Raw genomic sequence first — 25,474 nt, forward strand, 5'->3', positions numbered from 1 at the left:
TTATGGAGTATAAAATGTGAAAAAAGAGAATAAATGCTCTAATTTTTTAGATTACAAAGTAATAGGACAGGAAGTAAGAAATCGTAGGTTAGCAAAGGGATATACTCAAAAAGATTTAGCAGAGAAAATCGGTGTAACATATCAAATAGTACTACAATATGAAAAAGGAACACGTAAAATTTCGATTGAAAAGTTGTGCGCTATAGCAAAGGTGTTATCAATTAATATTACGGATCTTATTCCTGTATCAAATGAGAAAATCTGTTTTGAAGATGAGGGAGAGGAAATATTAAATCTAGTAAAAAAATATAAAACGATTAATGATCAGGAATTACGTAGAATGTTTTGTTTACTAACCAAATTTGTTCAAGTTAGTGAGAAAAATAGTAAAAAAACGGAGAGAATAAAAATTGCAAAAGGTCTGGTTAAAGCAGGAGTTTCTGTTGATACTGTTTCAAAAACAATTGGTCTGTCTGCTGATGAATGTGTTGAAGAAAAAACGGGTTCTATATACTACCAAATAGGAAAGAAGATAAAAGAATGGAGGCTAGTGAGAGAGTATACTCAAAAAGATTTAGGAGAGAAAATGAATACAACACGTGATGAAATAAGCAACTATGAGCAAGGGCGTGTAGCTATTCCACTGGAAAAATTATATGCAATAGCAGAAACATTATCGATTAATATTACAGATCTGCTAATAGAAGAAGATGAGATAGTAGAAAATGAATTACCGAATTTAATGAAAGAGTACAAAAAAATTGAAAGCCAAGAACTACGTAATGCACTAATAAAATCATTGTTTGAAGGCATACGGATTTGTGAGGAGAAAATTAGAGAAGAAGAAAGAATCAAAATTGCAAGGAACTTAGTTAAAAAAGGAATTTCTACCGATATTATTTTGCAAATAACAGGCCTCTCTTTAGGCGAAATTCAACAAGTTTAAAATAAAAAAATCACCATATATTAATATCTTTATCTATTAATGAAAAAATAAGTAAAAAAGATTGAAAAATTGATTTGACTTCACTCGAAAGCTATGGCTCTATGCCAATGCTGATAAAAAAACAGCAGTAAATATTTAAAAAAAGTTTGTTGTTAGTGAAAGGTAAATTATATGAATAAAAGTAAAGAGGAAATAGAGTTCAGAATATTAGAAAGCAAAGGCAAAGCACTACTTGATCGTGAAATAATGGAAACGTTTCTAAGTGCAGTACATGAAAGACCACAAGCTCAAGAAATTGCTAAAAATCTGGTGAATACTTATGCAGGAGTAGGAAGGATTTTAGGTCGAGAAATGGATGACCTGAAAGTTATAGAAGGAGTGACTGATTCTGCAGTAGCAATGATTATGTGTGTTAAGGAAACACTAGAAAGGGTGCTGAGAGAAAAGCTCAAGAGTGAGCCAATCATGGACTTACAAGGGCTAGTAGAATATTTGAACGTAAGTATAGGTCATGCAGAGAGGGAATGTGTAAAAATATTGTATTTGAATAAAAGGCGCCAATTAATCGGAGAAGAATCGTATATTGGTGAAATGGAAAAAGCACCAGTATACATAAAGGAAATTACAAGAAAAGCATTAATAAAAAATGCAACATTAGTAATAATGTCACATAACCATCCTGGGGGACGCTTAGAACCATCAGAAGAAGATCAAGAAGTAACGAAGAGCTTAGCAGCAGCATGTAGTACTGTAAGCGTTAGATTATTTGATCATATTATTATCACAAGTGGAGGCTATTTCAGCTTTCGAGAAAACGGATTGTTATAGCAGAAAGTATTTGCAAATCTACTCATTATAATTTATACTGAGTAATAGAATGTATAAACTAAGATTTATATACTTAAAAAGTATTTTTAATATGGGGGTTATATGACTAGTAAAGACAAGTTATTGAAGAAAATATTTGGTGCTCTTGAAGGCGTTGATATAAAGCAGTCTAAGTTTGTGAGCAAAATTAATAATCAGAAGGAGATAAAACCGGAAGATGCAATGCCTTTCCCTGGTAGAGAAGTTCGCGAAAACCAAATCAACTATGGGAAAGGATTTGACTATATTTATGGCACAAAACCTTTGAGTAATCAAGCAGATTATCCAGAAGGGTTAAATCCATTTGCTTCAGCTTTGCAAAAAATAAAGCCAAGTATAAGCGAAAGCGAAAAGTTGAGCTGGTTTAAGAGTGCTGTGGTAGAGGCAAAAAACGTAAATAGACTTCTTTCGAAACTAGGATAAAGCAGTAAAAATAGTAATTTTGAGGTAAGGAGAAATGAAGTATGAAATAGTGAAAGAGCTCGATAAAGGGGAGTTTCGTCGACTAACAGGAGTAAAGAGATCAACATTTAACAAAATGGTAGGGATTTTATGTGAAGAAAATAAAAAAAAGAAAGCCAAAGGAGGAAGGAAAAATAAGCTAAACGAGGAGAATATGCTGCTCATGGTATTAGAATACTTACGAGAATACCGTACATATTTTCACATAAGTCAAAGTTATGGAGTAAGTGAAAGTACGGCATATAAAACTGTAAAATGGGTAGAGGATACTCTAATACAACACCAAGATTTCGCATTGCCAGGACGAAAAGAACTCCTAAAAAGCGACGTGAAATATGAGATTTTGGTGATTGATGCAACGGAAACACCTGTAGAGAGACCAAAAAAAAGCAGAAAAGATTTTATTCAGGAAAGAAGAAAAAACATACGCTAAAAACACAAATAATTGCAGAAAAGAAGAGCAAGAAAATTATTTGTACGTCATTTTCAAACGGGAGAAAGCATGACTTTCGGCTTTTCAAGGAGTCAAAAGTGCATGTATCAGAAGGTATAAAAGTTTTAGCCGATGCTGGCTATAGAGGTTTTCAGAAAATTCACAAAAATGTCGAGTTGCCACACAGAAGGATGAAAAAGAGTCCCTTAATTAAGGAAAAAAAGGTAGAAAATCGGGAGCTAGCAAGCAAAAGAGTAGTAGTTGAGAATGTAATTGGTCTGTTAAAAAGATTCAAAATTATTGCAGACAGATACCGCAATCGGAGAAAACGTTTTGGCTTGAGATTCAATTTAATAGCAGGAATTCACAATTTTGAGCTGTCTATATGAGTTTCGAAAGAGGTCTAATGTAATTGGTCTGTTAAAAAGATTCAAAATTATTGCAGACAGATACCGCAATCGGAGAAAACGTTTTGGCTTGAGATTCAATTTAATAGCAGGAATTCACAATTTTGAGCTGTCTATATGAGTTTCGAAAGAGGTCTAGTAAATGGTACTTACTGCATCATTTACTCAAATTTAATCAAAATGATAGATAATCCAGCGTTAAATAGAAATTATCGGAGGCATAATGAAAAAATTTCTTCTACTTGTGGCTATAATTCTCTCCTTCGCATTTGATGCGCGTGCTGATGAAACGTCAACAGTGATATGCAAAATAGTACAATATACCCAAGGTATAGGCGGGCCGATGATCACGATAGTGATAATAGGTGCAGCATTGCTTGCGATATTTGGGAGAATGCCGTGGCCAGCGCTTTTTGCACTCGGTGCATTTACTGCCGTGTTCTTTGGTGCTCCTGCAGTTGTTTCAAAAATAACACCAGATGGTACGTTTTGTCAGAATGGTGCGATTGCTTGCCCTACTGGTAAAACGTTGACTAATGGTAAATGTAAATAATAGGTATCACAGCCTCAAAGAAATTTTAAGTAAATGATACTTCTTGTATCATTTACTTAAATTTAATCAATGCGATAGACAATACAGCGTTAAATAGAAATTATCGGAGGCGTAATGAAAAATTTTCTTCTACTTGTAGCTTTAATTCTCTCCTTTGCGTTTGATGCGCGTGCTGATCTAGATGCAACATCAGCAGTGATATGCAAAATAATGGGTTATACTCACGGTATAGGTGGGCCGATGATCACAATAGTGATAATAGGTGCAGCTTTACTTGCAATATTTGGCAGAATGCCGTGGCCAGCACTTTTTGCACTCGGTGCATTTACTGCTGTGTTTTTTGGTGCTCCTGCCGTCGTTTCAAAAATAGCACCAGGCACAGCAAGTAGGTGCGAGACATGTACTGGTAATCAAACATTAAAAGAGGATCCTGCGGGATCAGGAATTTATAAGTGTGGTTAAAAAGTATTAGGTAAATGATGCTTCTTGTATCATTAGACCTCTTTCGAAACTCATATAGACAGCTCAAAATTGTGAATTCCTGCTATTAAATTGAATCTCAAGCCAAAACGTTTTCTCCGATTGCGGTATCTGTCTGCAATAATTTTGAATCTTTTTAACAGACCAATTACATTCTCAACTACTACTCTTTTGCTTGCTAGCTCCCGATTTTCTACCTTTTTTTCCTTAATTAAGGGACTCTTTTTCATCCTTCTGTGTGGCAACTCGACATTTTTGTGAATTTTCTGAAAACCTCTATAGCCAGCATCGGCTAAAACTTTTATACCTTCTGATACATGCACTTTTGACTCCTTGAAAAGCCGAAAGTCATGCTTTCTCCCGTTTGAAAATGACGTACAAATAATTTTCTTGCTCTTCTTTTCTGCAATTATTTGTGTTTTTAGCGTATGTTTTTTCTTCTTTCCTGAATAAAATCTTTTCTGCTTTTTTTTGGTCTCTCTACAGGTGTTTCCGTTGCATCAATCACCAAAATCTCATATTTCACGTCGCTTTTTAGGAGTTCTTTTCGTCCTGGCAATGCGAAATCTTGGTGTTGTATTAGAGTATCCTCTACCCATTTTACAGTTTTATATGCCGTACTTTCACTTACTCCATAACTTTGACTTATGTGAAAATATGTACGGTATTCTCGTAAGTATTCTAATACCATGAGCAGCATATTCTCCTCGTTTAGCTTATTTTTCCTTCCTCCTTTGGCTTTCTTTTTTTTATTTTCTTCACATAAAATCCCTACCATTTTGTTAAATGTTGATCTCTTTACTCCTGTTAGTCGACGAAACTCCCCTTTATCGAGCTCTTTCACTATTTCATACTTCATTTCTCCTTACCTCAAAATTACTATTTTTACTGCTTTATCCTAGTTTCGAAAGAAGTCTAATGAATTGCACAAAACTATAGACCAAGTACTAGCCTTTGGAGCAAGGATAAATGCATATAACGATGGGGAATGGAGCATTGCAGAGTATGTAGTATTGGGTACACATTTTCATAAATTTGATAAGGCTGATCGTAAAAAGCTAATACGTAAATTAATGCTAAGCGGCGCAGAGTTTCATGATACTTTATTGCAGAATAAACTAATAGGTGAAATCTATAATGAGCTACAGCCAGAAGTTCAGCCACAGATAGATAAGCAACTAGACGAACTAGAGAAAGCTGGCGAAAGTGCTGTTCAGGAAGGAGAATTAATAGATATCGAGATAGATAATAAAATGCTTTTTATGGAATTCTCTGAAGATAGCAAGGTAGAGGTCGCAAAAATACTGAGAGAGTTAGGGAGTAATATTTTAAAAATGGGTAATAATGCAGTTGAGATCAGAAGGGAGGAAGGAGGTGTAAGAAATTACGTTGATGTATCAGATGGTAGCTCTGTTGTGTTAGAGCCTGTCTTGAAAAGAAATGAGAAAGAGAATATGATGAGATAAGTAAAAAATAGTAGGTAAAAATGTATCCAAGTGATATAAGTGACAAAGAATGGGAAATTTTGGAGCCAAGTGTTGCACAAGGTGCAGTAGGACGGCCAAGAAAGCACAATATTAGAACAATTATTAATGCAATAAGATATATAATGAAAGGTGGTTGCCAGTGGAGAATGCTGCCAAAAGATTTTCCGCCATGGAAAACGGTGTATGATTATTTTCTCAGGTGGCGTAATAGTGGCAAATTGGAAGAAATACACGATATGTTAGTAAAAAAGGTAAGAAAAATGGTTGGCAAAAATGAAATACCTTCGGTAGGAATAATTGATAGTCAATCAGTGAAAACCACTCAAAAAGGGGATCCAGAGGATATGATGCTGGCAAGAAAATAAAGGGTAGAAAACGTCACATCATTGTGGATACAATAGGCCTAATTATTACAGCTGATGTTCATAGTGCAGGCATTCAAGATCGTGATGGTGCTCTAAATCTTTTTACTCAAGCTAAACGAAAAGCTCCAACGCTACAAAGGTTTCTCGCTGATCAGGGATATATTGGTAAATTGCAAAATTACTGTTTATTGAAAACAGGATGTTTATTGACGATTACTAAAAAAGCAGCTGATGCTGTAGGATTTCAAGTTATTCCTAAACGGTGGATTGTTGAAAGAACTTTTGCTTGGCTTTCCAATTTTAGACGTATGAGCAAGGATTATGAGCATTCTCCTCTTACTTCAAAAACTAATATCTCCTTTAATATGATTACTATTATGCTTGCTAAATTAGCTGCTTAGTTCCTTTCAAGACAGGTTCTGACAATGACGTGTAAAACTCTTCTCTGTAGATTAAACCCTTATCTGTTACCATTACCGCATGCGTCTCTTCACCTCTCTCTAGTATTAATTCTGTCCCTTCTACTGGTAATTTATCGCTACTTATTCTTTTTCCCTTCTCTAGTCGATCTGCCAGATACTCTAGTCTTTTTGACCCTTTTCTTGACATTTCTCCATACGCTTTTTCCTGCATTCTATAAGCCAATCTTGGTATCAGATATTTCTTTGAGTATCTAGGCGCTTCTTCTCCATATACCTTCTTCCATATTTCTCTCAGCTCATCCAAAGGTTTTCTATCTAAATTCATTACTTTCTTTTCTATTTCTTTCTCCATATTTTTAGCCCTTCATAAATAGCTTTTCAATTCTGTCTGTTTCTTTCTTTAATACCTTGGCTATTTCTTCACTATTTTTTGCATAATCCATCGCTGTCATTCCAAATTTATCTGCTTGCTCTATTTCAGCTCCTGCTTCCACTAACTCTTCTACTATTTCCACTTTCCCCACCATACATGCAAGGTGCAATGGAGTGCATTTACTTCCATATTCTTCCGCATTTACATTTGCTCCTGATTTTACTAATTCTCTCACGGTTTCTAGGCGTTTCTCCGTTACCGCTAGATGCAGTGCTGTATGTCCTCTTACATCTGCTGCATTCACATTCGCTCCTTTTTCAACTAATAACCTCACTGTTTTTGCGTCTATCGCATAATGTAGAGCCGTTCTTCCCTTTTCGTCTCTTTCATAAATATTTTTACATGAGTTCTCTAATAGTGACTTCTCTTTTTCTTTTTTACTCATAATTTACCTCACCTTTTCTTTAAATTTAAACCCCTAAGCCTTCTTTCTCACCACCTCATCTATCATTTCGTTCACTTGGCTCATTATCTTGCTCGCTAAATTTTTACACTCTTCCTTTATTAGTGACTTATCTTTCTTCCTTATTTCTTCTATCTCTATTATTTTGAACTCAGGTAAATAGCTCCTATCCAACATATCTGCTATTTCTCCCACTAGCCCCTCTATTCCATAGCACGTCAGTTTTCTACTTTTTGTTATTCCTCCTTTTTCTCTCAGAAATTTACTCGCCTTTTCACTCTCTGTGCTATCACATAGACGATACTTTTCACTTTCCCAGATATAGTACATTGGTGTTGCACCATATTTATTCAGTTGATTAACTTCAGCCCCTGCTTTTACTAGCTCTTTTATTATTTCAACTCCTGCTCCTCCTATTTTGCATGCAGAGTGCAATGGCGTACATCCACTAACATATTGAGTAGCATTTACTTCCGCTCCTTCCCTTAGCAGCACTTTTACATTTTCTAAACTTTTTGCGAATACTGCACAGTGCAGTGGTGTATAACCATTTTTATCTCTTGCATTTACCTCTGCCCCTTTTTTTATTAATAACCTTACTGTTTTGTAATTCGAGATTTCTACTGCTTGGTGTAATATCGTCTCTCCTTCTTTATTTCTTTTATTAATATTCTTAAATCCGTTGCTTGATACTTCCTTCAAGAACTTACTAAAAGATTCTCTCTTTTCTTTGCTAAACTTCATACTTACCCCACTATAAAAACATCAGCCTAATTCGGCTCTCTCTAGTGCAAAGTAAATTTCTTTTGTTTACTTGCTACTATTCAAGTCATGTCCTTTTTAGCATGAGAAAGCAAGTCCTTTTCTTTTTATTTCATATACTTTAACCTATTATTAATATAATATATGAGGATCTAAATATAAGTATTTAATTTATTATACATATTGCTTGACTATTTTCCCAACTTCTGTGCAAATGTCGATGTTCGTGCCACTTCAGTACTCCTGAATAAAACACTAAAATGTGCTTTTCTAATTCGTGTATTGAGTCTTTTTGCTCTGTATCTAAATCGTTTTTATAGTAAACATTGTGTTCTGCTAAAACATATTTTGTGATCTTTTGATCAGTATAATTTTCTACTTTATAATTATGGGTAACGCTAAACCTTTCTAAAATTGGTTTGTGTTTTAAATTCCAACGTTGCCCTGAAAGTTTATCGTTTCCCAATACAAATTTATTTCCTTCTTCTTCTATGCTACCAACCGGAAAACACGCATTTATTTCTCCTAAGTTCCAACTGTCCGATAATACTATTTGTGCCTTAGCAAACTTTATTTCTGGTAATAAACTTTGTGGTAATGGATATAGTGCTTTTAAATTGTACCACTGATGACTCCTTTCATAGATGCCTTTGTAATCCTTTGTATGAGTTTCTGTCTCTCCAAGTACTGCTACATCTAATCGATATATGTCATTACTAAATGTTTGTTCATAATGGTTGCGTAGATAACTCTCTATAACCTTAATTGACGTAACACTAAACCTGAAGAAATTTACTCTTCCAAACGATAACACTGGCCCATCTTTTTCAACCTTTCTACCTGAATAGTCAGAAAGAAGATCTCCAAATAAACTCTCATCCAATATAAATCTCTGCGCATTATAATAATCGTTAAAAATTCTCATCAATCTGGATCTTGCAGGTAATGATAGTTTTGTCAGCTCTACTACTGCATCTACAAAAAAGTCATTTGGAACATCTCTTATTCCTATTTGCAACTCGAAAAAATGTTTACCAGGTGGCTCCTCAATAATTGTAATATCTTCTATATTTGCCCATTTGAGCGCTATTTTGAGTGATGCTGGAGTTCCTCTCAGTCTTTGAAATTTTACTCCTTCTACTATGGCTTTTCTTCTATCTTTTACCCAGCGCAGTATTTCTTCTAAACCATATTCTTCTATTATCCAAGGCAATGTTTCTTCTTTAAGACTAAACTTAAATCCTCTGATACAGCTCGGATCAACCTTATAATCTGTTGCATCAACCAGTGCTTGCTCTTGCTTTGTTGCGTTTGGGGGTAATAGCATTACTCAATCTTTAAATTTCGCAAATTTGCACACTCGTTACCTAGCACCACAACATCCTCTTTTGGCTCTATTAATTCCACATTTTCTACACCATCTACAAATAGATTCGCTATTATCCAAGATCTTGTTACACTCCACCCTAATCTTTTTGCTAATTCAAACTTCTTAATAAACTGCTTCTTGATTTCTTCCTCTGATATTACAGGACTTATGCTCATTCTGCTGTGAATATCTATTTCCGTAATATTGCAACCAATTACTGTTACTGTATCTGTTAAAACTCTTATATCATCTCTAGTAACCTGCTTTCTTATAATTTCAAGTAGCTCTTCTGGCAGTGTGGATAATTCTGTTAATAAGATTGAAATTTGTACTTTTCCTGGTATAGGTGATTCTACTAATGCGTCTTTTACTCTACTATCTGCTGACAGTGCGTGATACCTATAATTTCCTCCTGTTGACCAACCTGCTATTTTTGCTTTTATCCTCTTTCTAAATCTTTCATCCTCTTCTTCTTTTTGCCTCTCTACTCCATAAAATTCAGCTAAGTTATCAAGATCTTCTCCTACTGCAAATTTAAGTAAATTACCCTTTACAGCTTCGTTTATCCTTTGTCTGAGTAAAAGTTCTCGCCATGCTACTACTTCTAAAATCTTTATCGCTGGATCACTTTCAACTAATGCTGTAAAACTTTCATCTCGCTTTACTAACTCTTCCTTCATTCTGGAAAATATCTCCTCAAAGTTCAGTGGTTCGATAATATTTGGCTGCTGCATCTTTACACTACAATTCCTTCAAAATGAATGTTTTTCCCGCTTGGTAAGTATAATCCTTCTAGGTCAAGCGTTACTTTTCCTTCTTTCACCTCTGTCATTTTTACTTTTTCTAGCTTAAATCTTTCCTCCCACTTTTGTAGAGCTTCTGCTGTTGCTGCATAGATTTCCAAAGTTAAATCTCTATTTATTGGCTTATCTACTAATTCAAATAATCGAGAACCATACTCTCTTCTCATAATACGTGATCCAATAGGAGTGGTTAAAATATCAGTAATTGATTGTTTTAAATGTTCTATTCCTTCCAATTCCTTTCCCGTGCTAGCATTCATGCCTCTCATTCTGCAAATACATTTTTGCTAACACCTATCACTTTAAAACTACACGATACCAAGTCTCCTGTTCTTGTTACTTCCATACCGTTCACAAATACGCTGTTTGACCCTTGCGTTAGTGTCTCCCCTATAGTCAAGATATCACCCCTACGACACACAGATCTACTATTTACAAATACGTCTTCACTTCCACTCATACAAACATGAACCGGTATTCCTGTACAATTATCCCCTACACAAACGATTGCTTTACCATATGCTAGTTTAGATCTATTCTCCTTCCCTTAAGTTTTATTCTTTCTTTTGTCATTTCTATACTCGATTCTCCAGCTTTCAGTGTTATTTTATCTACTACTTCAATCTCTAAATGATGTTTATCTTTATCGTATGACAACTTTGTTCCATCTTGAAATGTTAAGCTACTCACCTCTTTTTTATTCTCTGATGCAGGGTATTTTTCCTGGTATATCCCTCCTAACACCACTCCTAACGATAATTCGCCAAGAGGAGAAAATATCATAACCTGTTCACCGATATCTGGTGGAGACCAATCTCTATCTTTTCCTGCTTTATTTGTTATCCACGGTAAATAATCTGTTAAAAATTCGCCTATTTTCACTCTTACTTTTGCTTTTTCATAATCTATTTCTTTTACAATTCCTATACGAACAACGTTTGCTAGCTTCCTATTTAGCTCTGAAATCGCAAAACTATGATCCAACATTTATATTTCCTACGTTTATTGTATGTGGCTTAAATTTTCCTTCTTCCCAAATAGATCGACCTACGTGTATTGTATGCACCCACTCAATCAACCACACTAAATACGCATCTAACTCTGGCCTAAATCCGTCAACTTCTGCAGAGATAAATTCTCCTGGTGAAACATTTTTCACATTCCAAGTATTTTTATTTACTACTCTTGCTACTTCTGTTGCTAATGACCTGACAACTAACGAGGAATCCTCGACTGTTCCATCAACTACAATCCTTGCTTCAAACCTGGCTTTCAAGGCTAATTCTTCTGTTCCAGGATCATGTCCTTTTTCAAAGCTGCTAAGTTCCACAAATACTGCCGGTGCTACTAATTCTTTTCTTATTGCTGGATAAATTTCACATGTCTGTATTGCTGATATTTCTTCCTTTAACTTAGTGCAAATTTCTTGATGTAAATCTTGCCAGAACTTTGTCATGCATATAATTTAACTCATGTAATGTATAAAATATTTTTCAAATACCTTTTCAACTTCATAATTAACAAGATTCCCTATTATCCTTGAAGCCTCAGGTTCTAGTGGCAACTTAACTTCCTTTATTGGCAATGCTGCTCTTCCTTCACGTTTAAACATACCGCTATTTCCTTTTGGCATAACTGCTGCAAATCCTCCTATAAACTCATGCTTTCCTACTTTCGATCCTCTTCTTGTTTTTTGTATTTTGCCAATTGTCGATGCTCTAATGTCATAGAGATTTGCTCTAATTAACACTTCTAATCTGCTAGTTTTCGCCTTAAAAATTCTTAATCTCTTTCTTATCAAACTTAATTTTATCTGCTTTTCTTCACTGATTTCCTTAGCTGCTTGCGCTTTTAACCATAGTGCCGTTTTGTTTAATGCCTTTACCGTTGCTAATTCTACTTTTCTTCTTTTAGCATTTACATTTTCTATTACCTCAACTTCTATATGAACAGACATTTTACACCCCATACGCTTCGATTCGCCAGACCATTCCAGATTTATCTCTAAGTGGTGGTGTGTGTATTTTGTATTTGCAATCACCTATAACAAAAATATCTCCTACAATTGGCCTCAGTATATCAAAAATGCTTACCTCAAGAAAAAGCATCTCTCCCACAAATTGTCCTTCACCAATCTCGTATAATTTATCTGGCTGTTGCTTTAATACTTGTACCATGTATGACTTATCCTTTGATTTATACAAAGCCACTTCTCCTAAATGGGCAAAACAATCTTTTAGTAATCTCTTAATATTCTCTTGCATTCTTTCATAAGTATGCTAATAAGGTATATACTAGTAGAGTCCTCTTGTGCCTCACCAACTTGTAGTTACTCTACCAGTATTGTTATGCTGCAACGACTTTTACTAATGTTCCTGGTCTGTGGCACACTGGTAGAGGATTTGACTGTGTATGTAAATCAGTTCCTCTATCAAACCTCCTTGGCTCTTGTTTTGCATATAGTGGCTGTCCAAGGGTATTTACTGTCTCATTAAAGTCTGCTGGTGCAAAATATGTTGTAAATGTACTTGCTGTTCCTACTGGAAAACAGTGCCCTGTATCTCTTTCTATAAATCTTCTCACGGTTCCTTCAGGATCAGTTGCTTGCCCTCTATATTCCTCAAATGTGATTCCACAGAACGTAAACCCTGACCTCATATCATTCCGAAGCGCTGCTCCTTCTTGCCATCTTTCATATGCTTCTTTTACTTTAGTATGAGAAGTAAGTGCATCAAAAAACTCAGGGCTTACTAAAGCATGAATCCCGGTCATATATTCACCACTTAAGTTGTCTTCAATATGCCGCAATACTTCCAGACACTTACGTTTTACATCTGTTGTTGCTGTTCCAAGGGCAAAATTTACTACTTTTGGTGTTATTTTAAATTCGTTGTACAGATTTAATAATTCTGACCCATCAGCATCTAAAATTATTCCTTTCAGCGCTCCCATACGCAAATGCTCCAACGTTATTGCATGTTTATTTCTCATTAGCTGCAAATGGTCAGTTATTACATCTGCCAGCGCTTTCAGTTCACTCTCTGATCCAAATGCCCTTATTCCTTGCACTTCTTCTGGTAACACCACATCATCATGAGGAATATGAGGAATGGTAAATGTCCTTACCTTTCTTTTACCACGTTTTCCTACTGTTGCTGGTGCCCCTGGTACTTGCGTTGGTAGTAGACTTAAAACTCCATTATGTTCTTCTATTGTAATATGTCTAAATCTTACTGACCTACTTGGAAACAAATTTAGATTTTCAACTCGTCCATAATTTATCGGCAATATATTCATCGCATTTGTTAGTGCCGTCATGCTAAATGCTGTATTTGTAAATGGATTTTGCATTTTTTCTTTTCCCCCTTTTGTATTTTTAATAGTTTTTTTAAGCTCCCTTGCGGATAATGATCCCTCGTCCTTCAAGTTGCTTTATTGCTTCAGCTTTCTGTTCTTCAGTGATATTTGCTGGCCACACAACTGCATGATCTGCTAGTATTGCACCACGAGTAATAATTACTGCTTTGGCATTTTCTGTCGCATTTACATCACTTACTATTGCACCTATTGCTGTTTGTGTGCCGTCTGTTCCAGTGGGATTAAGGACTCTAATAAAACCATCTTCCGTCTTTTTGGCAACTACTGCACCAAGCTTAAGATTTTGACCTTTAGCTACTGTTATTTGGTCTCTTGAATATAGATTTGAAACTTCGTATTTCAGAAGATCCCCAAGGTTATTTTGTTCTGTTATAGTACTCATTCTGCTTTTCCCCTTTATTTTTTACTTTTGTTATACTACGAATATTCTAAATGCCAGATTGTGCACGACTTCTTGCTACCTGCATCATTAAATCTTCTGACGAATTCTGTGGTAATGTGCTTAAAATTTCAGTCTTCATTGTTCGTTCTGCAAGTATCGACATTAATATTTCTTGTGCTTGTTTGCTGCTAACATTCTGCTCTATAAATTCTCCTATTTTCTCTGGCATTCGTGATAAGTTGCATAAACGTATTAATTCAAGAACTTCAGCATGATAACTGTCATTTTTGATTTTATTAGTTAAATTATCAGTTTCTAGGTCAGTTGTAGTTTGTTCATTCATAGTAATACTCCTGTTTTTATTAATAGATGAAAGAATTGTCATTCCGTCTGCAAGGCCTATTTCTACTGCTTTCTCCCCAAAATATAGCCCTGCCTCTGTTGATCGAATCTTTTCAATTGAAAGACCTCTGTTCCTCGCTATTAGCTGCACAAACATTTCATATAGTCGGTCTACTTCTTTTTGTAAGCTTTCCAGACTTTCAGACGTCATTGGCTCATGTGGATTTAAATCATTTTTTCTACTTCCTGCAAATACTGTGGTATATTTTATTCCCTGTTTTTCATCAAACCCACTTTGATCTATATGACTTGCTATTACTCCTATACTGCCAACACCAGAAGTTCTGCTCACAAATACCTTCTCAGCGCTAGAGGCTATAGCATATGCAGCAGAGTATGCATCATCATTTGCTATCGCTATTATCCTCTTTTTTGCTCTTGATTCATAAATAAAGTCAGCTAGGTCAAATATACCGTTTACCTCTCCTCCTGGGCTATCTATATCAAGCAGAATAGTTTCTATATCTTTGTTTGATAATGCTTCTTCTATTTCTTCTTGAATTTTCTCATATGATGTCATTCCCAGAAAATCGTCAAAAGCCCCTGGTTTTTTGGTCAAAATTCCATGTATTGCTATTACTGCTGTTTTTTCTATATTCTGATTTACTGCATGTTTTATATTTTTCAAGATAGGTTGTTTTCCGTTATATAGTGACAACAGGTCAAAGCTTTTTTGCTCTATCATCATCGGCCTACATAGCCAGTTGGTTTGTAAAATTTCCATAAAGTAAACGAGACTTATTTTGTTTGTGTCCTGACATCAGAATCAAAGAAAAGGTTGAGAGAATCAGCACGCTTTTGATCTTCTGCTATTTCTTGGTCAATTTCTTCTACATCGTAACCCATTTCTGATACTACTTCCGATCGACTCTTAAATCCATTCCTTACTGCCATTTGCTGTGCTTGCTGGTCTTTCAGTGGATCCACCCAATCAAATCCCTGTGGTATCCATTTTACTTCTTCTTTCGCTGCTTTTACTACTTTTTCATCTATACAGAGTTCTCCACAAAGTACTGCTAACTCTAGCCATCTATTCCAAATAGGTCTACAAAACTGGAACACTATCACGTTATGCTGCAACATTGAACACCTTCTGCGAAACTCTATCAGCCCTGCTCGAATGGATGAATAATTAACACCGGTTAAATCTCCTGTTAGCTGCTCATATGTTATTCCTATGCCTATTGCTATTGCCCTGAGTTGCTGTCTCATGAATGCTTCATAGCTTCCCCCAACATCAGATGGTTCCGAAAATTTGATGTCTTCTCCTGGGTCTAAAAGCTGCATTGTTCCAGGTTCTAGGCCAGATAGTGCTACTCCTTGCTCACTTGCTTCACCTTCTCCCATGATATTTGCTTCAGGATCGAGCCTTGTAATAAACCCTGCAAACATCGCTGCTGTCTTTTTTCTGACTAATTCTGCATCATCATATTGATCAAGTTCATAGAGCTTCAGCAGTATATTAGAAAGCCAAGGCTCTCCTCTAATTTGCCCAGGTCTTAAAGGTCTATAAATATGTAAAACATCATTTGCTGGTACTCTCACTGATTCTCCAAATGAGCCTTCTCCTGGATGTTCTCTAAATAAGTAATATGCCTCTCTTTGCCCAAGCCTGTTAAACTCAATCCCGTTTCTTATTACATTACCATTGGCTAGTGTTTGATTGCTCTTATTGTCCAAATGCTCTGATTCCAATACTTGAAGTTGCAATGGTACAGAAAATCCATCTTCGAGTTTACGATGTCGGAGGCGTACAAAACATTCTCCTCCCTCTATCATACTTCTGCATACTAGAGCTTGTAATCCATAAAAATCACTTATTCCACAGCTATCTGCTTCATCTGTCCATTTTAGCCATAATTCTTGCACCTTCTTTCGAAATTCTCCATCTCTTGCTTTTGATTGTGGTTTTATTCCTGTTCCAATAGAGTTACTTACTATCGTATCAATTATATTTGCTGCATATGGATTTTTTCTCACCATGTCACGTGATCGACTACGTAAAGTTTCAAGGTTTTGAGACAGCAAATTGTTTATACTTCCTAACTCTGGTTGAAAGTGAAAAAATTTTCTTCCTGAGCCTGCTGCATCCCAAGCAGAACTTTTGATTTTTGGTTTGTTAAACAATTGCTTGAAGGTTTTTAGCAGCATTTATAAAATTCCTTTACTCGTTGAAAAAACAATTTTCCTCTTTGGCCTCATACCTGCAACTTTTAACCCCGCTTTTATTCGTTGCCTGAGCTCCAATAAATCCTTTATTTGAACTTCCCCGTACCGCACAACATGGTCACCATATGCAATTGAGACAACTCTTTCTCCGCTTTGCAGTTTTTGAATTGCTTTCTCAACTTGAGTTAAATATCCTTCACTGTACATTTTGATTACCAAGCCACTTACTCTGTCTTACTTTTTTAGGCTTTTTGCTTTCCATTTTTCCACTCAAACTATTCCATTTACTCTCTGGCCAACGATCAATTCCAAGCGCAATAGATGCTGCTCTCGCATAAATTCGGCAATCCAGTACTTCATTTCTTTCTCTTACCTTCTGCCACTCTTGTTTGGTGTATCCTTTCACTACCTTGCTGACTATAGTACTTCCCAAAGTAAATGATAAAGGTATAATAAGCTATTTGAGTTATAATGGCGTATAGTGTGGATTTAAGGGAAAGGGCAGTATCGATGATAGAAAAAGGGAAGTCAAAGGTTGAGGTGGCAGAGCTTTTGGAGATAGGAATAGCAACTCTGTACCGCTGGTTAAGAAAGAAAGCCGCTGGTGAAAGCCTAAGGCCATCGAAAAACGGCAGCTTTATTCGAAAAATAGACCCAAAAATACTCGAAGAATATGTTAAAAAGAATCCAGATCATACGCTGGCAGAGATGAAACAAAATCTTGGATTTGGAATAAATTCAATTTGGTATAGGCTGAAACAGCTAAGAATTACTTTAAAAAAAAGTTACACTATATCAAGAGCGCAATCAAGAAGATAGGCAGCGATTTACCGATAAAATCTCAAAAATAGACCATTCCAGCATCTTATATATAGATGAAGCAGGAGTTGATAATAGGTTATACCGAGAGTATGGACGTGCTCCAATAGGAAAGAAAATTTATGCAGATATTCCAGGAAGAAAACGAGAGAGAATCAGTATAATAGGCGGGTGGATTGGAAAGAGATTTATTGCACCAATGACTTTCAAAGGTGGGTGTGACAAAGAGGTATTCAATACATGGTTAGAGAAGATGTTATTACCTAAATTGCCACATGGTACTACAATAGTTATGGACAATGCCACATTCCATAAAACTCCCAAAACAAAGGAGTTAATAGATAATGCTAGATGCCGTTTGCTCTATCTACCAACATATTCACCAGATTTGAACCCTATAGAGCATTGTTGGAATACCATCAAAAGCCGCCTCAGACCTTTAATGCATAAATATACAGACTTACAACTTTTGGTTGGTAATACCATAATGGAAATTTATCATTCATTTTAGAAAATACTATAATTGCTCTGCCGTTAACTGCTTAAAATATTCAGGCGCATACTCGGGAAAATGACAGTATCCTGCTGGAGCTTCTTCACCGTCCTTTAAAACATTAAGTAATTGAAAAAGTTCTGACTTTAAAATCGATACTCCCACTGGCCAGAGCTTTATTCCTCTTTTTAGCTTTTGACCACCAACTGTTATATCTACTCTACTTGGGCTGCTAAGTGGTACTAGAGCTTTATTTACACCTTTCACTGCCATTACTCTTCCAGAGCCTTGATAACCTCTTACCCAATTGTATACTTCTTGTGTCGCATACCCAGCATCAACCGCCATCATGCTTATCATATATTCAAGCCCATTTTTACCAATAAAATGATGATTTAAAAGCTCAGAGAGTTTTCCCCATACTTCCCTACCTACTGTATCTCCTTCAAATACTCGTTAGTCTATTGACCAACTTTCTCTGCCTTTTCTCCAGGCTACAACTTCTACTTCTAAACGATCTTTTTGGACATCTACTCCTGCAGTAAGCACCACTTCTCTCCTAGGTACTGTGCCTACGGGAAAAAATTCTCTCCTGTTAAATAATTGCTTCCAATCTGGTACTTCTCCTTTGTCTACCCAGGTTTCTCCAAGCGTAGTATTTATCCATACTTTTAGTAATTGTTCACTTTCTTTTGCATGAAGAAAATCTTCTACTGCTTGAGTCCAGCTATAACAGCCTACTGGACTATAAAGACTTGAAAGATGAAATCCTTTTTTCTCACCTTTTACTCTATTAGTAGGTCTCCATTCTCCACGTTCAAGCATCTCTGTTTTTTGATGATTTTCTATTTTGCCGCTACATTCAGTGCAGACATAATGTGCTGTTCTTGAGTCGTTATTTTCCCATTTTATTTGTGACCATTTTAGAACTTGATAGTAATTACAATATGGACATGGTACAAAAAAATATCTCTTATCTGTTGCTTCAAATTCTTTCTCAATTCTGCTTATTCCATGAATCGTTGGTGTTGATACTAAAAAAATCTTTCGTCGTGCAAATGTATTAGTTCGAGCAATACTGAGCAGCACTGGATCTCCTTCACCACCTGAATCTCCTGGATAGGCATCTATTTCATCAAGAAAGAGATATTTTACTGGCATGGACCTGAGACCTACACTGCTATTTGCTCCGGTTATTACTACTATTCCACCTGGAAATTCCTTGCTTTGTACAGTATTCCCTGAATCTCTTGATCTTGGGTCTTTTACTTTACTTTTTAAACATGGTGTACTTTCAATCAGTGGCGCAAATCTTCCTTTTGACCAACGCTTTCCCATTTCAACTGTTGGCTGTACTACTAGCATTGGCCCTGGTGTTTGATCGATAATATAGCCTATCCAATTATTTCCAGCCTCTGTTCCTCCAATTTGTGCCCCTTTCATAAACACTACTTTTTCAATTGGTGAAGATGGTGATAGAGAGTCCATTATCTCTTTTAAATAAGGCGTTCTTTCTGTTCTCCATTTACCAGGTTCTGATGCTGCAGTTGCTGCTAAAACTCGATACTCATTTGCCCACTCTGATACTTTAAGCTCTGGATCTGGTTTTAAACCTTCAGAAAAAGATGTGGCGTATATCATTGTCTGCATCTACTCATAATTGGTTCTATCTGAATATCATTAACAGTAGAACTACACTCCTCCATAAACATCTTTTTCTGAAATTCCTTTTCTATATATCTTTTGCTCATCTCACTTAGCATTATTGCTATAACAAGCGCAAATACTCCTGTTATTGTTGCAAAAATGATCGCACTGCTTATTGTGGCTGCTGTTAAACCTATATATGCTGCCATTGCTACTGCACTTACTGAGGTAAAAACACAGATCACACTATTGTATTTTCTTACTTTTGCATCTCTATGCTCTATACACCTATAATAAATTGGTACAGATCTGCCTATCTCATCTGGTAATTTGATGCTCTTTTCTTTAAATAAAGTTTTTAGCAATTCTAAATTATTTGACTTGATTGCTAAGTGCAGAACAGGTGTATAGTTTGCTCCTTTTTTCAGCAATAACTTTACTACATGTAAATGCCCTTTTTCCGCAGCAAGGTAAATCGGTGATAGACCTTTATTGTTTGAAATATCAATATCAATTTCTTCTTTTAAAATAGACTCTACAAGCTCAACTTCTCCCATTTGTGAAGCTAAATGGAGTAGACTATTCTTCTCAGAACCGTATTTATTACTTATCAAAGCCTTCTTTATCTCAGGTTTAGCGTAATCAAATGGTGTTTTGCCACTATCGTCTTTTACCAGAGGATCTATATCTTCTCGCGTTAGTAAAACCTCTATTGTTTTAAGTCTTTCAGCATAATGTAGTGGTGTTTTATTTTCGTAATCCTGTAAATTAACTTGAGCATTAGGCTCCTTTATTAAGCATTTGAGAATATCAAGACACAAATCTCTTTCATCGTAATTAGTGTTACTTACAGCTATATGCACTGGTGATAATTTCATTGAATTTTGTCCTACACGTGCGCTATTTACATCTGCTCCTAGCTCCAGTAATAACTTTACTATCTCTAATTTTTTGTTGTTAACTGCATAGTGCATCGGTGTCTGATTTCGTGCATCAAAAACCTCGATTTCAGCATTTCCTTCTCTTACTAAAATCTTTACAACTTCTACATGTCCAATACCAGCTGCCAAATGTAATGGTGTATGAAATATTGCATTGCGCGAATTAACATCAATGCCTCTATTTATTAGGTACCTTACAGCATTTACCTCACCCACCATTGCAGCTAAATGAAGTAAGCTATCTTGTTCTGACCCGTATTTATTATTAATTAGCGCTTTTAATATTTCTGCTTTTTTCCCTTCTTTGGCATAATCAAGGGATGTTTTACCATCATTATCTTCCACAAAAGGATTAATATTCTTTTTCGTAAGCAGCAGATCTACCATGCTTAATTCATCAAACTCTATAGCGCAATGTAGTGGTGTCTTTCCATTTAATCCTCTAACATTAACATCTAATCCAGGCTGATTAATGAGACACTTTATTAATTCTAAACTTAAGTGAGCAGACATTTTATATTTAAAATATATTTAAAATTTAGTGTTAGATAATTCTTCAAGCGAGTTTGTAATCTCTTCGGTTAGCGCCATATGAATCTTTTCAGTGTCACTCAGTGATGCAAGCAGTGCTGAAACTCTATTTGGAATATTAAGCAAATTATTACGGACAACTCTTGCTACATTAAATGCTTCGTTTTTTACCTCCTCTACTGCTACAAGTTCACCAATCTCAGCTTTTGCCTTTGCCTCAAGCAGTTTACCTCGTTCCATTTCATTTTTTATTCTAGTTTTTAGCAACATCGTGGAAAGGTTACTTGTATTTTCGTTTTCTGGATTTTTCCTCCTAAGTGGCTGACTTGGATCTCTTATTGCTGCCACCGCTTCATTTGCTTGTTCTCTATTGATCAAACCATCCTCCAACTTAACTATTCCTTTTTTTACTAAATAACAGACGTATTGCTTTGATACTCCTATCTCTCTTGCCCATTCTGTTTGCGTGATTTTCACTTTTTTTTGCCTATTTTTTACGAGTTTTCTTCTTGAGTCTCTGAAAAGGTTTTGCCAGTATCAGCAATTCCCTACCTGTTTATACTTGCCAATATTTTAGAGATATTTTACTAACACAAAGCAAAATACTCCGGTTTATAGCTGCTTTCTTTTTACATAGTGAAATTTGGCTATTTTCAACTAATACTATAAATTACATCTTTGTAGTTATGAGATTCAACCACTACTTGCTCTAGCGTTAAACTGCTGCATTTAGCATCTTTACTATGGTTTTCTTCAAGCACTTTTGTCCTTGCTTCCTTTGTTTCCTCAATGAACTTTCCATTCACTTTTTCTGGTTCAATTCTTTCCTCACAATATACAAGATTTGTGCAATTTGTTTTTCTGTAGTAATGTACTCCAAGGAATATCACTGATAGTGCAAGTATACTCGAGCCTATAAGTAGTGATAACCCTACGTTATTAATCAAAGCGTTCTGGTAAAACTTCTGTACACTATTAATACCACCTTCTACATACAGTAATAAAGGCCATACTATATTTGCAGCAACCAAACTGCTTAATAATGCTGTAAATAATGGCCTATCTTTGATTACTGATTCTACTTTATTTCTTCTACTAATGACTTTGTCGTCAATATTAATGAAGTTGTTCTTACCCTTCCAAGCGTTAAGTGTAAAATGTGAATGAGTACCATTGCTGTATTCAAGTTTGAATGATTTTATTACTTTATCTTTTGGTTGATACTTTAGCACCTGATTCAAAGTTTCATTCGCATTCTTTCCTCCTATTTGACACTCTTCAGTATCTCTAAATTGCTTTATTCCACAAAATATCGGACTAATTGCAACCAATAATGCAACAGCTAGAATTGGTATAGTCACATAGATGGTACTGTTTGCAAAAAATGCAATAAATTGTCCTTTATCCTGTAGATATACCAAAGCTGCAGAAGCGCTAAGTGCAACAGCAGCTATACCGAAAATTATAAATTCCTTCTGCTGCACTGCATATTTTACTCTTGGCAAAATTCTATTTGTTTTCTTTTCTTTTTTAATTAACGGGGTTTCTTCATTATTACTTTTTTCTGATGAGCTAGTTGAAAGTGTAACTGGACTATCATGATTTAATGACATATTCTCCCATCCTTGATTGCCACAAGACTCACTCATTTCTGTTACTTGAGAATTTGATCTTGTCATCTCTGCACTTCTATTGTCTATTCCACTATCACTTCCTTCCAAACTCTTTTTTAAAAATTTTGTATTCAGATCTACAGGTTCATCAATTGATCCTTTCTTAATTGATGTTTCTTCAGAATTTGACTTTTCCATCTCCGGACTTTGATCGTTTATTTCACCATCTAAACCTCTTTTCGAGAATTTTTTATTTTTGTCTATAGTTGCATACATAGGTTCTCCTATAGCTTCTTGCTCATCACATTTTTCTCCATTTAATTGGAAAGAAGAATGTGGTAGCTTTGGTGGTGCAATATCCTGAATAATACTCAACCGATGATTTTCTGCTGTTCTAGGTGAAGGTGGAGCTACATTTCTAATATTGTCCTTCTCCAACATTCCATTCCTAGGTAACGGCTTTGGTTTATCTCCTAATTCTTTATCCTCTTCCTCTTTTTGCATTTCTTTTGTATTGTCTATTTTGGGGTTGGAAGATGTGTTGGATGCTGCCTCAAGCTGATCAAGAGAATACGGACGGTTATATTCTATTCCATTTGCCTCACAAACTGCATTAAATTCGTCCTCTATGTCTTTACCATCATCAAATACTAAAGAAGAACAACTCACTGAAAAATCAGCACCTGCTTCGTCTATTTTTGCTGTAATACTGCTATCGCTACTATTGCTAATCACATTTAAAGAAGCTAGTTTGCATTCAGTGTTCAGGTCAGGTTCTTGCTTCGTACCTTTTTCAAACAATTCAATTCTCTCCTTAACAGATAGTGTAGAATTTGAAACATTATTTTCTACTTCTTCAGAAAACGATGCTTCATTATTTGTTTGCGACGTTACTACTCCAGCTAACGTCTTTTCTTGATTCATTGAGTACACCACATTTAATCCAAAGTTATTTGTTACGCTAAACTCATTAAAATACGGTATATACCAGTAAATTAATATTACAACTACCAAGGCTTACTAAATTTCTGTTTGCGTTATCTTTTCCACTTTTTTCTTACTGTTTTTCTTCTTGAATCTCTGAAAAAGTTTTACCAGCACCAGAAAGAATTGCTTCCCTACCTGTGTACACTTGCCAACGTTTTATGGTTACATCTACAAATTTTGAATCTAGCTCTATTGTCCTACAAATTCTTCCTGTTCTCTCACATGCAATCAGTGTACTGCCAGAACCGCTAAATGGATCAAGTACTATGTCTCCTGATCTGCTGCTGTTGACTATTGCTCTCTCCATTAGCTCTACTGGCTTCATCGTTGGATGTAGTGTATTGTGCGTTGGCTTATCATAAAACCAGAGGTCACTTTGATTTCTACCGCCATGCCACTCACGTTTATTGCCACTCTTCCATCCATAGAGCATTGCTTCGTATTGTCTTTGATAATCAGACCTGCCTAGCGTAAAGTGATTCTTTGCCCAAATGATAAATGTTGACCATTTTCCTCCTGCTTCTTCAAATGCTTTTTGCAACGTTGAAAACTCTGATGATGATACGCAGATGTAAATTGCACCTTTGGTGTATGCTAAAATATGAGTGCAAATATCATAGAGAAAAAGTTCGTACCTTTCACCTTGATTATCGTTTAGTATTTTTTTATCTTCTCTTTCCTGACTGCTACCGTAATCAACGTTATATGGAGGATCACAAACAGTAATGTCTGCCATTTTATCATCTAACAGCGCTTTATATGATTCAACTACAGAGCTATCACCACAATAGATTCTATGATCACCTAAAATCCATAGATCACCTGGTTTTGTTACTTGTTTGTCATCAATAGCTAAGTCAGAAAGATCTTCTTTTTCACTATCTAAATCATCAAGGAAATGTTGAACTTTTTCTAATTCAAATCCTGTCATTTTAAGATCAAACTGTAAATCTTCTAACTCTTGAATTTCTACTTTCAAAAGCTCATCATCCCACTTTGCCCAATTAGCTGATTGATTTGCCAGTAATCGAAAAGCTTTAGTTTGTGGTCCATTTAAATTATCACTTAAAACCACAGGAATACTTTCTATACCAAGTTTTCTTGCTGCTTTAAGTCTTAAATGACCATCAACCACAGTGCCATCACTTTTTGCAACTATTGGTATACGAAAGCCGAATTCCCTGATTGAAGCACACATTCTGTTGACCACATCGTCATTTTTACGTGGATTACGCTCATATTCAACTAGGTTTCGAGTAGGATAATAGTGGATTGCTAAATTCATATAATTTAAATCTTTAATAATTAAAAAGTTAATATTCAAAATATCTCTGACGCTAAAGAAGGCCTGGGGTCTGACCAACCAAACCCGCCATTCTGGCTGAAAGGACCCGCTTTTTATGGATTTTTCGTCTTATTAATATCTTTACTAAAATCCATAACGTAGAACATTAATGCCAAAGCATCCGCCTCATTATCATCTCTAGGTGAAAAACTTTTTTCACGTATCGCTTCAATAACTTCACTCTTACTTGCATTACCTTTGCCTGCTATAAAGCGCTTTATAGTCTTTACAGGAACACCTTTGTATGGTACGTGATGTTCTTCACACCAAGCAGAAAGAACGGCAAGAAAACCACCGTAGCAATGCGCTGCATCAGTTCCTAGATGTCTTCTTACTTCCTCAAAATACACTGCAGAAATGTCCTTCAAAGAATTAAGCCAATTACGAAAGCTCAAAAAATGCATGCCACCTCCGCTGAAACGACTACCATGAAAACTTTTGCTTCCACTTTTAATTACTCCATCTGTTAGAATTGCCCAGCCCATTTGCTTGCCGAGATCTAGCGTTAAGATTGACGTACAAAAACTCCTTTGTGTAATTAAAGTTCAATGCCCTGTATAATATATATGTACGAT

Annotated in this window: 31 protein-coding genes and 4 pseudogenes; 11 read left to right on the top strand and 24 right to left on the bottom strand. The window is 35.7% G+C overall.

Translation table 11 applies throughout. The features are described from left to right. Positions 1 to 16 precede the first annotated feature (16 nt). The 7 genes and pseudogenes from ACICQD_RS05430 to ACICQD_RS05460 all read left to right on the top strand — a co-directional run bounded on the left by ACICQD_RS05430 (position 17) and on the right by ACICQD_RS05460 (position 4,130). A complete protein-coding gene (locus ACICQD_RS05430) occupies positions 17 to 946 on the top strand; it encodes a helix-turn-helix domain-containing protein (RefSeq protein ID WP_395461569.1) in 930 nt (309 codons plus the stop codon). Positions 947 to 1,117: 171 nt separating this feature from the next. Then, positions 1,118 to 1,774 (top strand): RadC family protein, encoded by a 657-nt coding sequence (locus ACICQD_RS05435; RefSeq protein ID WP_395461570.1) that lies wholly within the window; start codon positions 1,118 to 1,120, stop codon positions 1,772 to 1,774. 102 nt (positions 1,775 to 1,876) lie between these two features. Further along, positions 1,877 to 2,218, top strand: a pseudogene (locus tag ACICQD_RS05440) (hypothetical protein); the annotation flags it as partial. A 52-nt stretch (positions 2,219 to 2,270) separates the two neighbouring features. Next, a protein-coding gene (locus ACICQD_RS05445) for an IS5 family transposase (RefSeq protein WP_395461446.1) occupies positions 2,271 to 3,097 on the top strand; the annotation gives its coding sequence in 2 pieces (ribosomal slippage) (positions 2,271 to 2,658 and positions 2,658 to 3,097; 828 coding nt in all). Beyond that, positions 3,081 to 3,236: a hypothetical protein gene (locus ACICQD_RS05450; protein ID WP_395461592.1), complete on the top strand. Its 156-nt coding sequence runs from the start codon at positions 3,081 to 3,083 to the stop codon at positions 3,234 to 3,236. The genes ACICQD_RS05445 and ACICQD_RS05450 overlap by 17 nt, the downstream gene beginning before the upstream one ends. Before the next feature lie 102 nt (positions 3,237 to 3,338). Then, a complete protein-coding gene (locus tag ACICQD_RS05455; protein ID WP_395461476.1) occupies positions 3,339 to 3,668 on the top strand; it encodes a TrbC/VirB2 family protein in 330 nt (109 codons plus the stop codon). Between the two features lie 114 nt (positions 3,669 to 3,782). Then, positions 3,783 to 4,130, top strand: coding sequence for a TrbC/VirB2 family protein (locus ACICQD_RS05460; protein WP_209473274.1), 348 nt, complete (start codon positions 3,783 to 3,785; stop codon positions 4,128 to 4,130). Positions 4,131 to 4,180: 50 nt separating this feature from the next. Here the strand turns inward: ACICQD_RS05460 and ACICQD_RS05465 are convergent. Further along, positions 4,181 to 5,007, bottom strand: a protein-coding gene (locus tag ACICQD_RS05465; RefSeq protein ID WP_395461446.1) for an IS5 family transposase whose coding sequence is annotated in 2 segments (ribosomal slippage) — positions 4,181 to 4,620 and positions 4,620 to 5,007 — 828 coding nt in all. Because the reading frame shifts where the segments join, the coding sequence is not laid out codon by codon here. A gap of 49 nt (positions 5,008 to 5,056) precedes the next feature. Between ACICQD_RS05465 and ACICQD_RS05470 the strand changes: the two are divergent. Together ACICQD_RS05470 and ACICQD_RS05475 are read left to right on the top strand one after the other, a co-directional pair. Next, positions 5,057 to 5,572: pseudogene (locus ACICQD_RS05470) on the top strand (hypothetical protein); the annotation flags it as partial. A 62-nt stretch (positions 5,573 to 5,634) separates the two neighbouring features. After that, a protein-coding gene (locus ACICQD_RS05475; RefSeq protein WP_395461441.1) for an IS5 family transposase occupies positions 5,635 to 6,401 on the top strand; the annotation gives its coding sequence in 2 pieces (ribosomal slippage) (positions 5,635 to 5,962 and positions 5,962 to 6,401; 768 coding nt in all). Here the strand turns inward: ACICQD_RS05475 and ACICQD_RS05480 are convergent. The 17 genes and pseudogenes from ACICQD_RS05480 to ACICQD_RS05560 form a co-directional block, all read right to left on the bottom strand. Next, positions 6,385 to 6,774 carry a DUF2924 domain-containing protein gene (locus ACICQD_RS05480; RefSeq protein ID WP_395461720.1) on the bottom strand — a complete coding sequence of 130 codons (390 nt, stop codon included), beginning with the start codon at positions 6,772 to 6,774 and terminating at the stop codon, positions 6,385 to 6,387. The genes ACICQD_RS05475 and ACICQD_RS05480 overlap by 17 nt on opposite strands. Before the next feature lie 4 nt (positions 6,775 to 6,778). Continuing rightward, the gene (locus tag ACICQD_RS05485; protein ID WP_151807973.1) at positions 6,779 to 7,240 is read right to left on the bottom strand and encodes an ankyrin repeat domain-containing protein; all 462 of its coding nucleotides are present in this window, start codon (positions 7,238 to 7,240) and stop codon (positions 6,779 to 6,781) included. 33 nt (positions 7,241 to 7,273) lie between these two features. After that, positions 7,274 to 8,002 (bottom strand): ankyrin repeat domain-containing protein, encoded by a 729-nt coding sequence (locus tag ACICQD_RS05490; RefSeq protein WP_151807972.1) that lies wholly within the window; start codon positions 8,000 to 8,002, stop codon positions 7,274 to 7,276. Positions 8,003 to 8,186: 184 nt separating this feature from the next. After that, on the bottom strand, positions 8,187 to 9,347 hold the full coding sequence (locus tag ACICQD_RS05495; protein WP_264686962.1) for a phage tail protein: 1,161 nt from the start codon (positions 9,345 to 9,347) through the stop codon (positions 8,187 to 8,189). Continuing rightward, a complete protein-coding gene (locus ACICQD_RS05500) occupies positions 9,347 to 10,123 on the bottom strand; it encodes a baseplate J/gp47 family protein (RefSeq protein WP_264686963.1) in 777 nt (258 codons plus the stop codon). The genes ACICQD_RS05495 and ACICQD_RS05500 overlap by 1 nt, the downstream gene beginning before the upstream one ends. Before the next feature lie 2 nt (positions 10,124 to 10,125). Continuing rightward, entirely contained in the window at positions 10,126 to 10,461 is a 336-nt protein-coding gene (locus ACICQD_RS05505; protein WP_395461721.1) for a GPW/gp25 family protein, read from the bottom strand. Then, entirely contained in the window at positions 10,458 to 10,652 is a 195-nt protein-coding gene (locus ACICQD_RS05510; protein WP_395461722.1) for a PAAR domain-containing protein, read from the bottom strand. The genes ACICQD_RS05505 and ACICQD_RS05510 overlap by 4 nt, the downstream gene beginning before the upstream one ends. Before the next feature lie 62 nt (positions 10,653 to 10,714). Then, positions 10,715 to 11,179, bottom strand: a complete 465-nt coding sequence (locus tag ACICQD_RS05515; RefSeq protein ID WP_264377327.1) for a phage baseplate assembly protein V — start codon at positions 11,177 to 11,179, stop codon at positions 10,715 to 10,717. Then, complete coding sequence (locus ACICQD_RS05520) at positions 11,166 to 11,648, bottom strand: hypothetical protein (RefSeq protein WP_395461723.1); 483 nt, start codon at positions 11,646 to 11,648, stop codon at positions 11,166 to 11,168. The genes ACICQD_RS05515 and ACICQD_RS05520 overlap by 14 nt, the downstream gene beginning before the upstream one ends. Before the next feature lie 9 nt (positions 11,649 to 11,657). Beyond that, a complete protein-coding gene (locus ACICQD_RS05525) occupies positions 11,658 to 12,149 on the bottom strand; it encodes a phage tail protein (protein WP_395461724.1) in 492 nt (163 codons plus the stop codon). A 1-nt stretch (position 12,150) separates the two neighbouring features. Next, entirely contained in the window at positions 12,151 to 12,456 is a 306-nt protein-coding gene (locus ACICQD_RS05530) for a hypothetical protein (protein ID WP_265024147.1), read from the bottom strand. Positions 12,457 to 12,538: 82 nt separating this feature from the next. Then, positions 12,539 to 13,543, bottom strand: coding sequence for a major capsid protein (locus ACICQD_RS05535; protein ID WP_214303341.1), 1,005 nt, complete (start codon positions 13,541 to 13,543; stop codon positions 12,539 to 12,541). A 37-nt stretch (positions 13,544 to 13,580) separates the two neighbouring features. After that, a complete protein-coding gene (locus ACICQD_RS05540) occupies positions 13,581 to 13,952 on the bottom strand; it encodes a head decoration protein (RefSeq protein ID WP_395461725.1) in 372 nt (123 codons plus the stop codon). A gap of 46 nt (positions 13,953 to 13,998) precedes the next feature. After that, on the bottom strand, positions 13,999 to 15,078 hold the full coding sequence (locus ACICQD_RS05545) for a S49 family peptidase (RefSeq protein ID WP_395461726.1): 1,080 nt from the start codon (positions 15,076 to 15,078) through the stop codon (positions 13,999 to 14,001). 14 nt (positions 15,079 to 15,092) lie between these two features. After that, positions 15,093 to 16,505: a phage portal protein gene (locus ACICQD_RS05550; RefSeq protein WP_395461727.1), complete on the bottom strand. Its 1,413-nt coding sequence runs from the start codon at positions 16,503 to 16,505 to the stop codon at positions 15,093 to 15,095. Continuing rightward, positions 16,506 to 16,730, bottom strand: a complete 225-nt coding sequence (locus ACICQD_RS05555; protein ID WP_047759508.1) for a gpW family head-tail joining protein — start codon at positions 16,728 to 16,730, stop codon at positions 16,506 to 16,508. Then, positions 16,720 to 16,944 (bottom strand): annotated as a pseudogene (locus ACICQD_RS05560) (terminase gpA endonuclease subunit); the annotation flags it as partial. The pseudogene ACICQD_RS05560 and the gene ACICQD_RS05555, both read right to left, overlap by 11 nt. Before the next feature lie 50 nt (positions 16,945 to 16,994). On the opposite strand from ACICQD_RS05560, the gene ACICQD_RS05565 reads away from it, so the two are divergent. Then, complete coding sequence (locus ACICQD_RS05565; RefSeq protein WP_155968342.1) at positions 16,995 to 17,342, top strand: IS630 transposase-related protein; 348 nt, start codon at positions 16,995 to 16,997, stop codon at positions 17,340 to 17,342. 28 nt (positions 17,343 to 17,370) lie between these two features. Continuing rightward, positions 17,371 to 17,853, top strand: a complete 483-nt coding sequence (locus ACICQD_RS05570; RefSeq protein ID WP_231115908.1) for an IS630 family transposase — start codon at positions 17,371 to 17,373, stop codon at positions 17,851 to 17,853. Between the two features lie 9 nt (positions 17,854 to 17,862). On the opposite strand, the pseudogene ACICQD_RS05575 reads toward ACICQD_RS05570, so the two are convergent. From ACICQD_RS05575 to ACICQD_RS05600, 6 genes and pseudogenes are all read right to left on the bottom strand, one after another. Continuing rightward, positions 17,863 to 19,476 (bottom strand): annotated as a pseudogene (locus tag ACICQD_RS05575) (phage terminase large subunit family protein); the annotation flags it as partial. Continuing rightward, positions 19,473 to 20,936 carry an ankyrin repeat domain-containing protein gene (locus tag ACICQD_RS05580; protein ID WP_395461729.1) on the bottom strand — a complete coding sequence of 488 codons (1,464 nt, stop codon included), beginning with the start codon at positions 20,934 to 20,936 and terminating at the stop codon, positions 19,473 to 19,475. The pseudogene ACICQD_RS05575 and the gene ACICQD_RS05580, both read right to left, overlap by 4 nt. 18 nt (positions 20,937 to 20,954) lie before the next feature. Next, positions 20,955 to 21,431, bottom strand: coding sequence for a hypothetical protein (locus ACICQD_RS05585; protein WP_395461730.1), 477 nt, complete (start codon positions 21,429 to 21,431; stop codon positions 20,955 to 20,957). A 176-nt stretch (positions 21,432 to 21,607) separates the two neighbouring features. Beyond that, positions 21,608 to 23,491, bottom strand: a complete 1,884-nt coding sequence (locus ACICQD_RS05590; protein ID WP_395461731.1) for a hypothetical protein — start codon at positions 23,489 to 23,491, stop codon at positions 21,608 to 21,610. Between the two features lie 133 nt (positions 23,492 to 23,624). Further along, positions 23,625 to 24,839, bottom strand: coding sequence for a DNA modification methylase (locus ACICQD_RS05595; RefSeq protein WP_395461732.1), 1,215 nt, complete (start codon positions 24,837 to 24,839; stop codon positions 23,625 to 23,627). Between the two features lie 113 nt (positions 24,840 to 24,952). Beyond that, positions 24,953 to 25,384, bottom strand: coding sequence for a crossover junction endodeoxyribonuclease RuvC (locus tag ACICQD_RS05600; protein WP_395461733.1), 432 nt, complete (start codon positions 25,382 to 25,384; stop codon positions 24,953 to 24,955). Between the last annotated feature and the right edge of the window lie 90 nt (positions 25,385 to 25,474).

This window comes from Wolbachia endosymbiont (group A) of Therophilus tumidulus (assembly GCF_964277345.1).
GTDB lineage: Bacteria > Pseudomonadota > Alphaproteobacteria > Rickettsiales > Anaplasmataceae > Wolbachia > Wolbachia pipientis.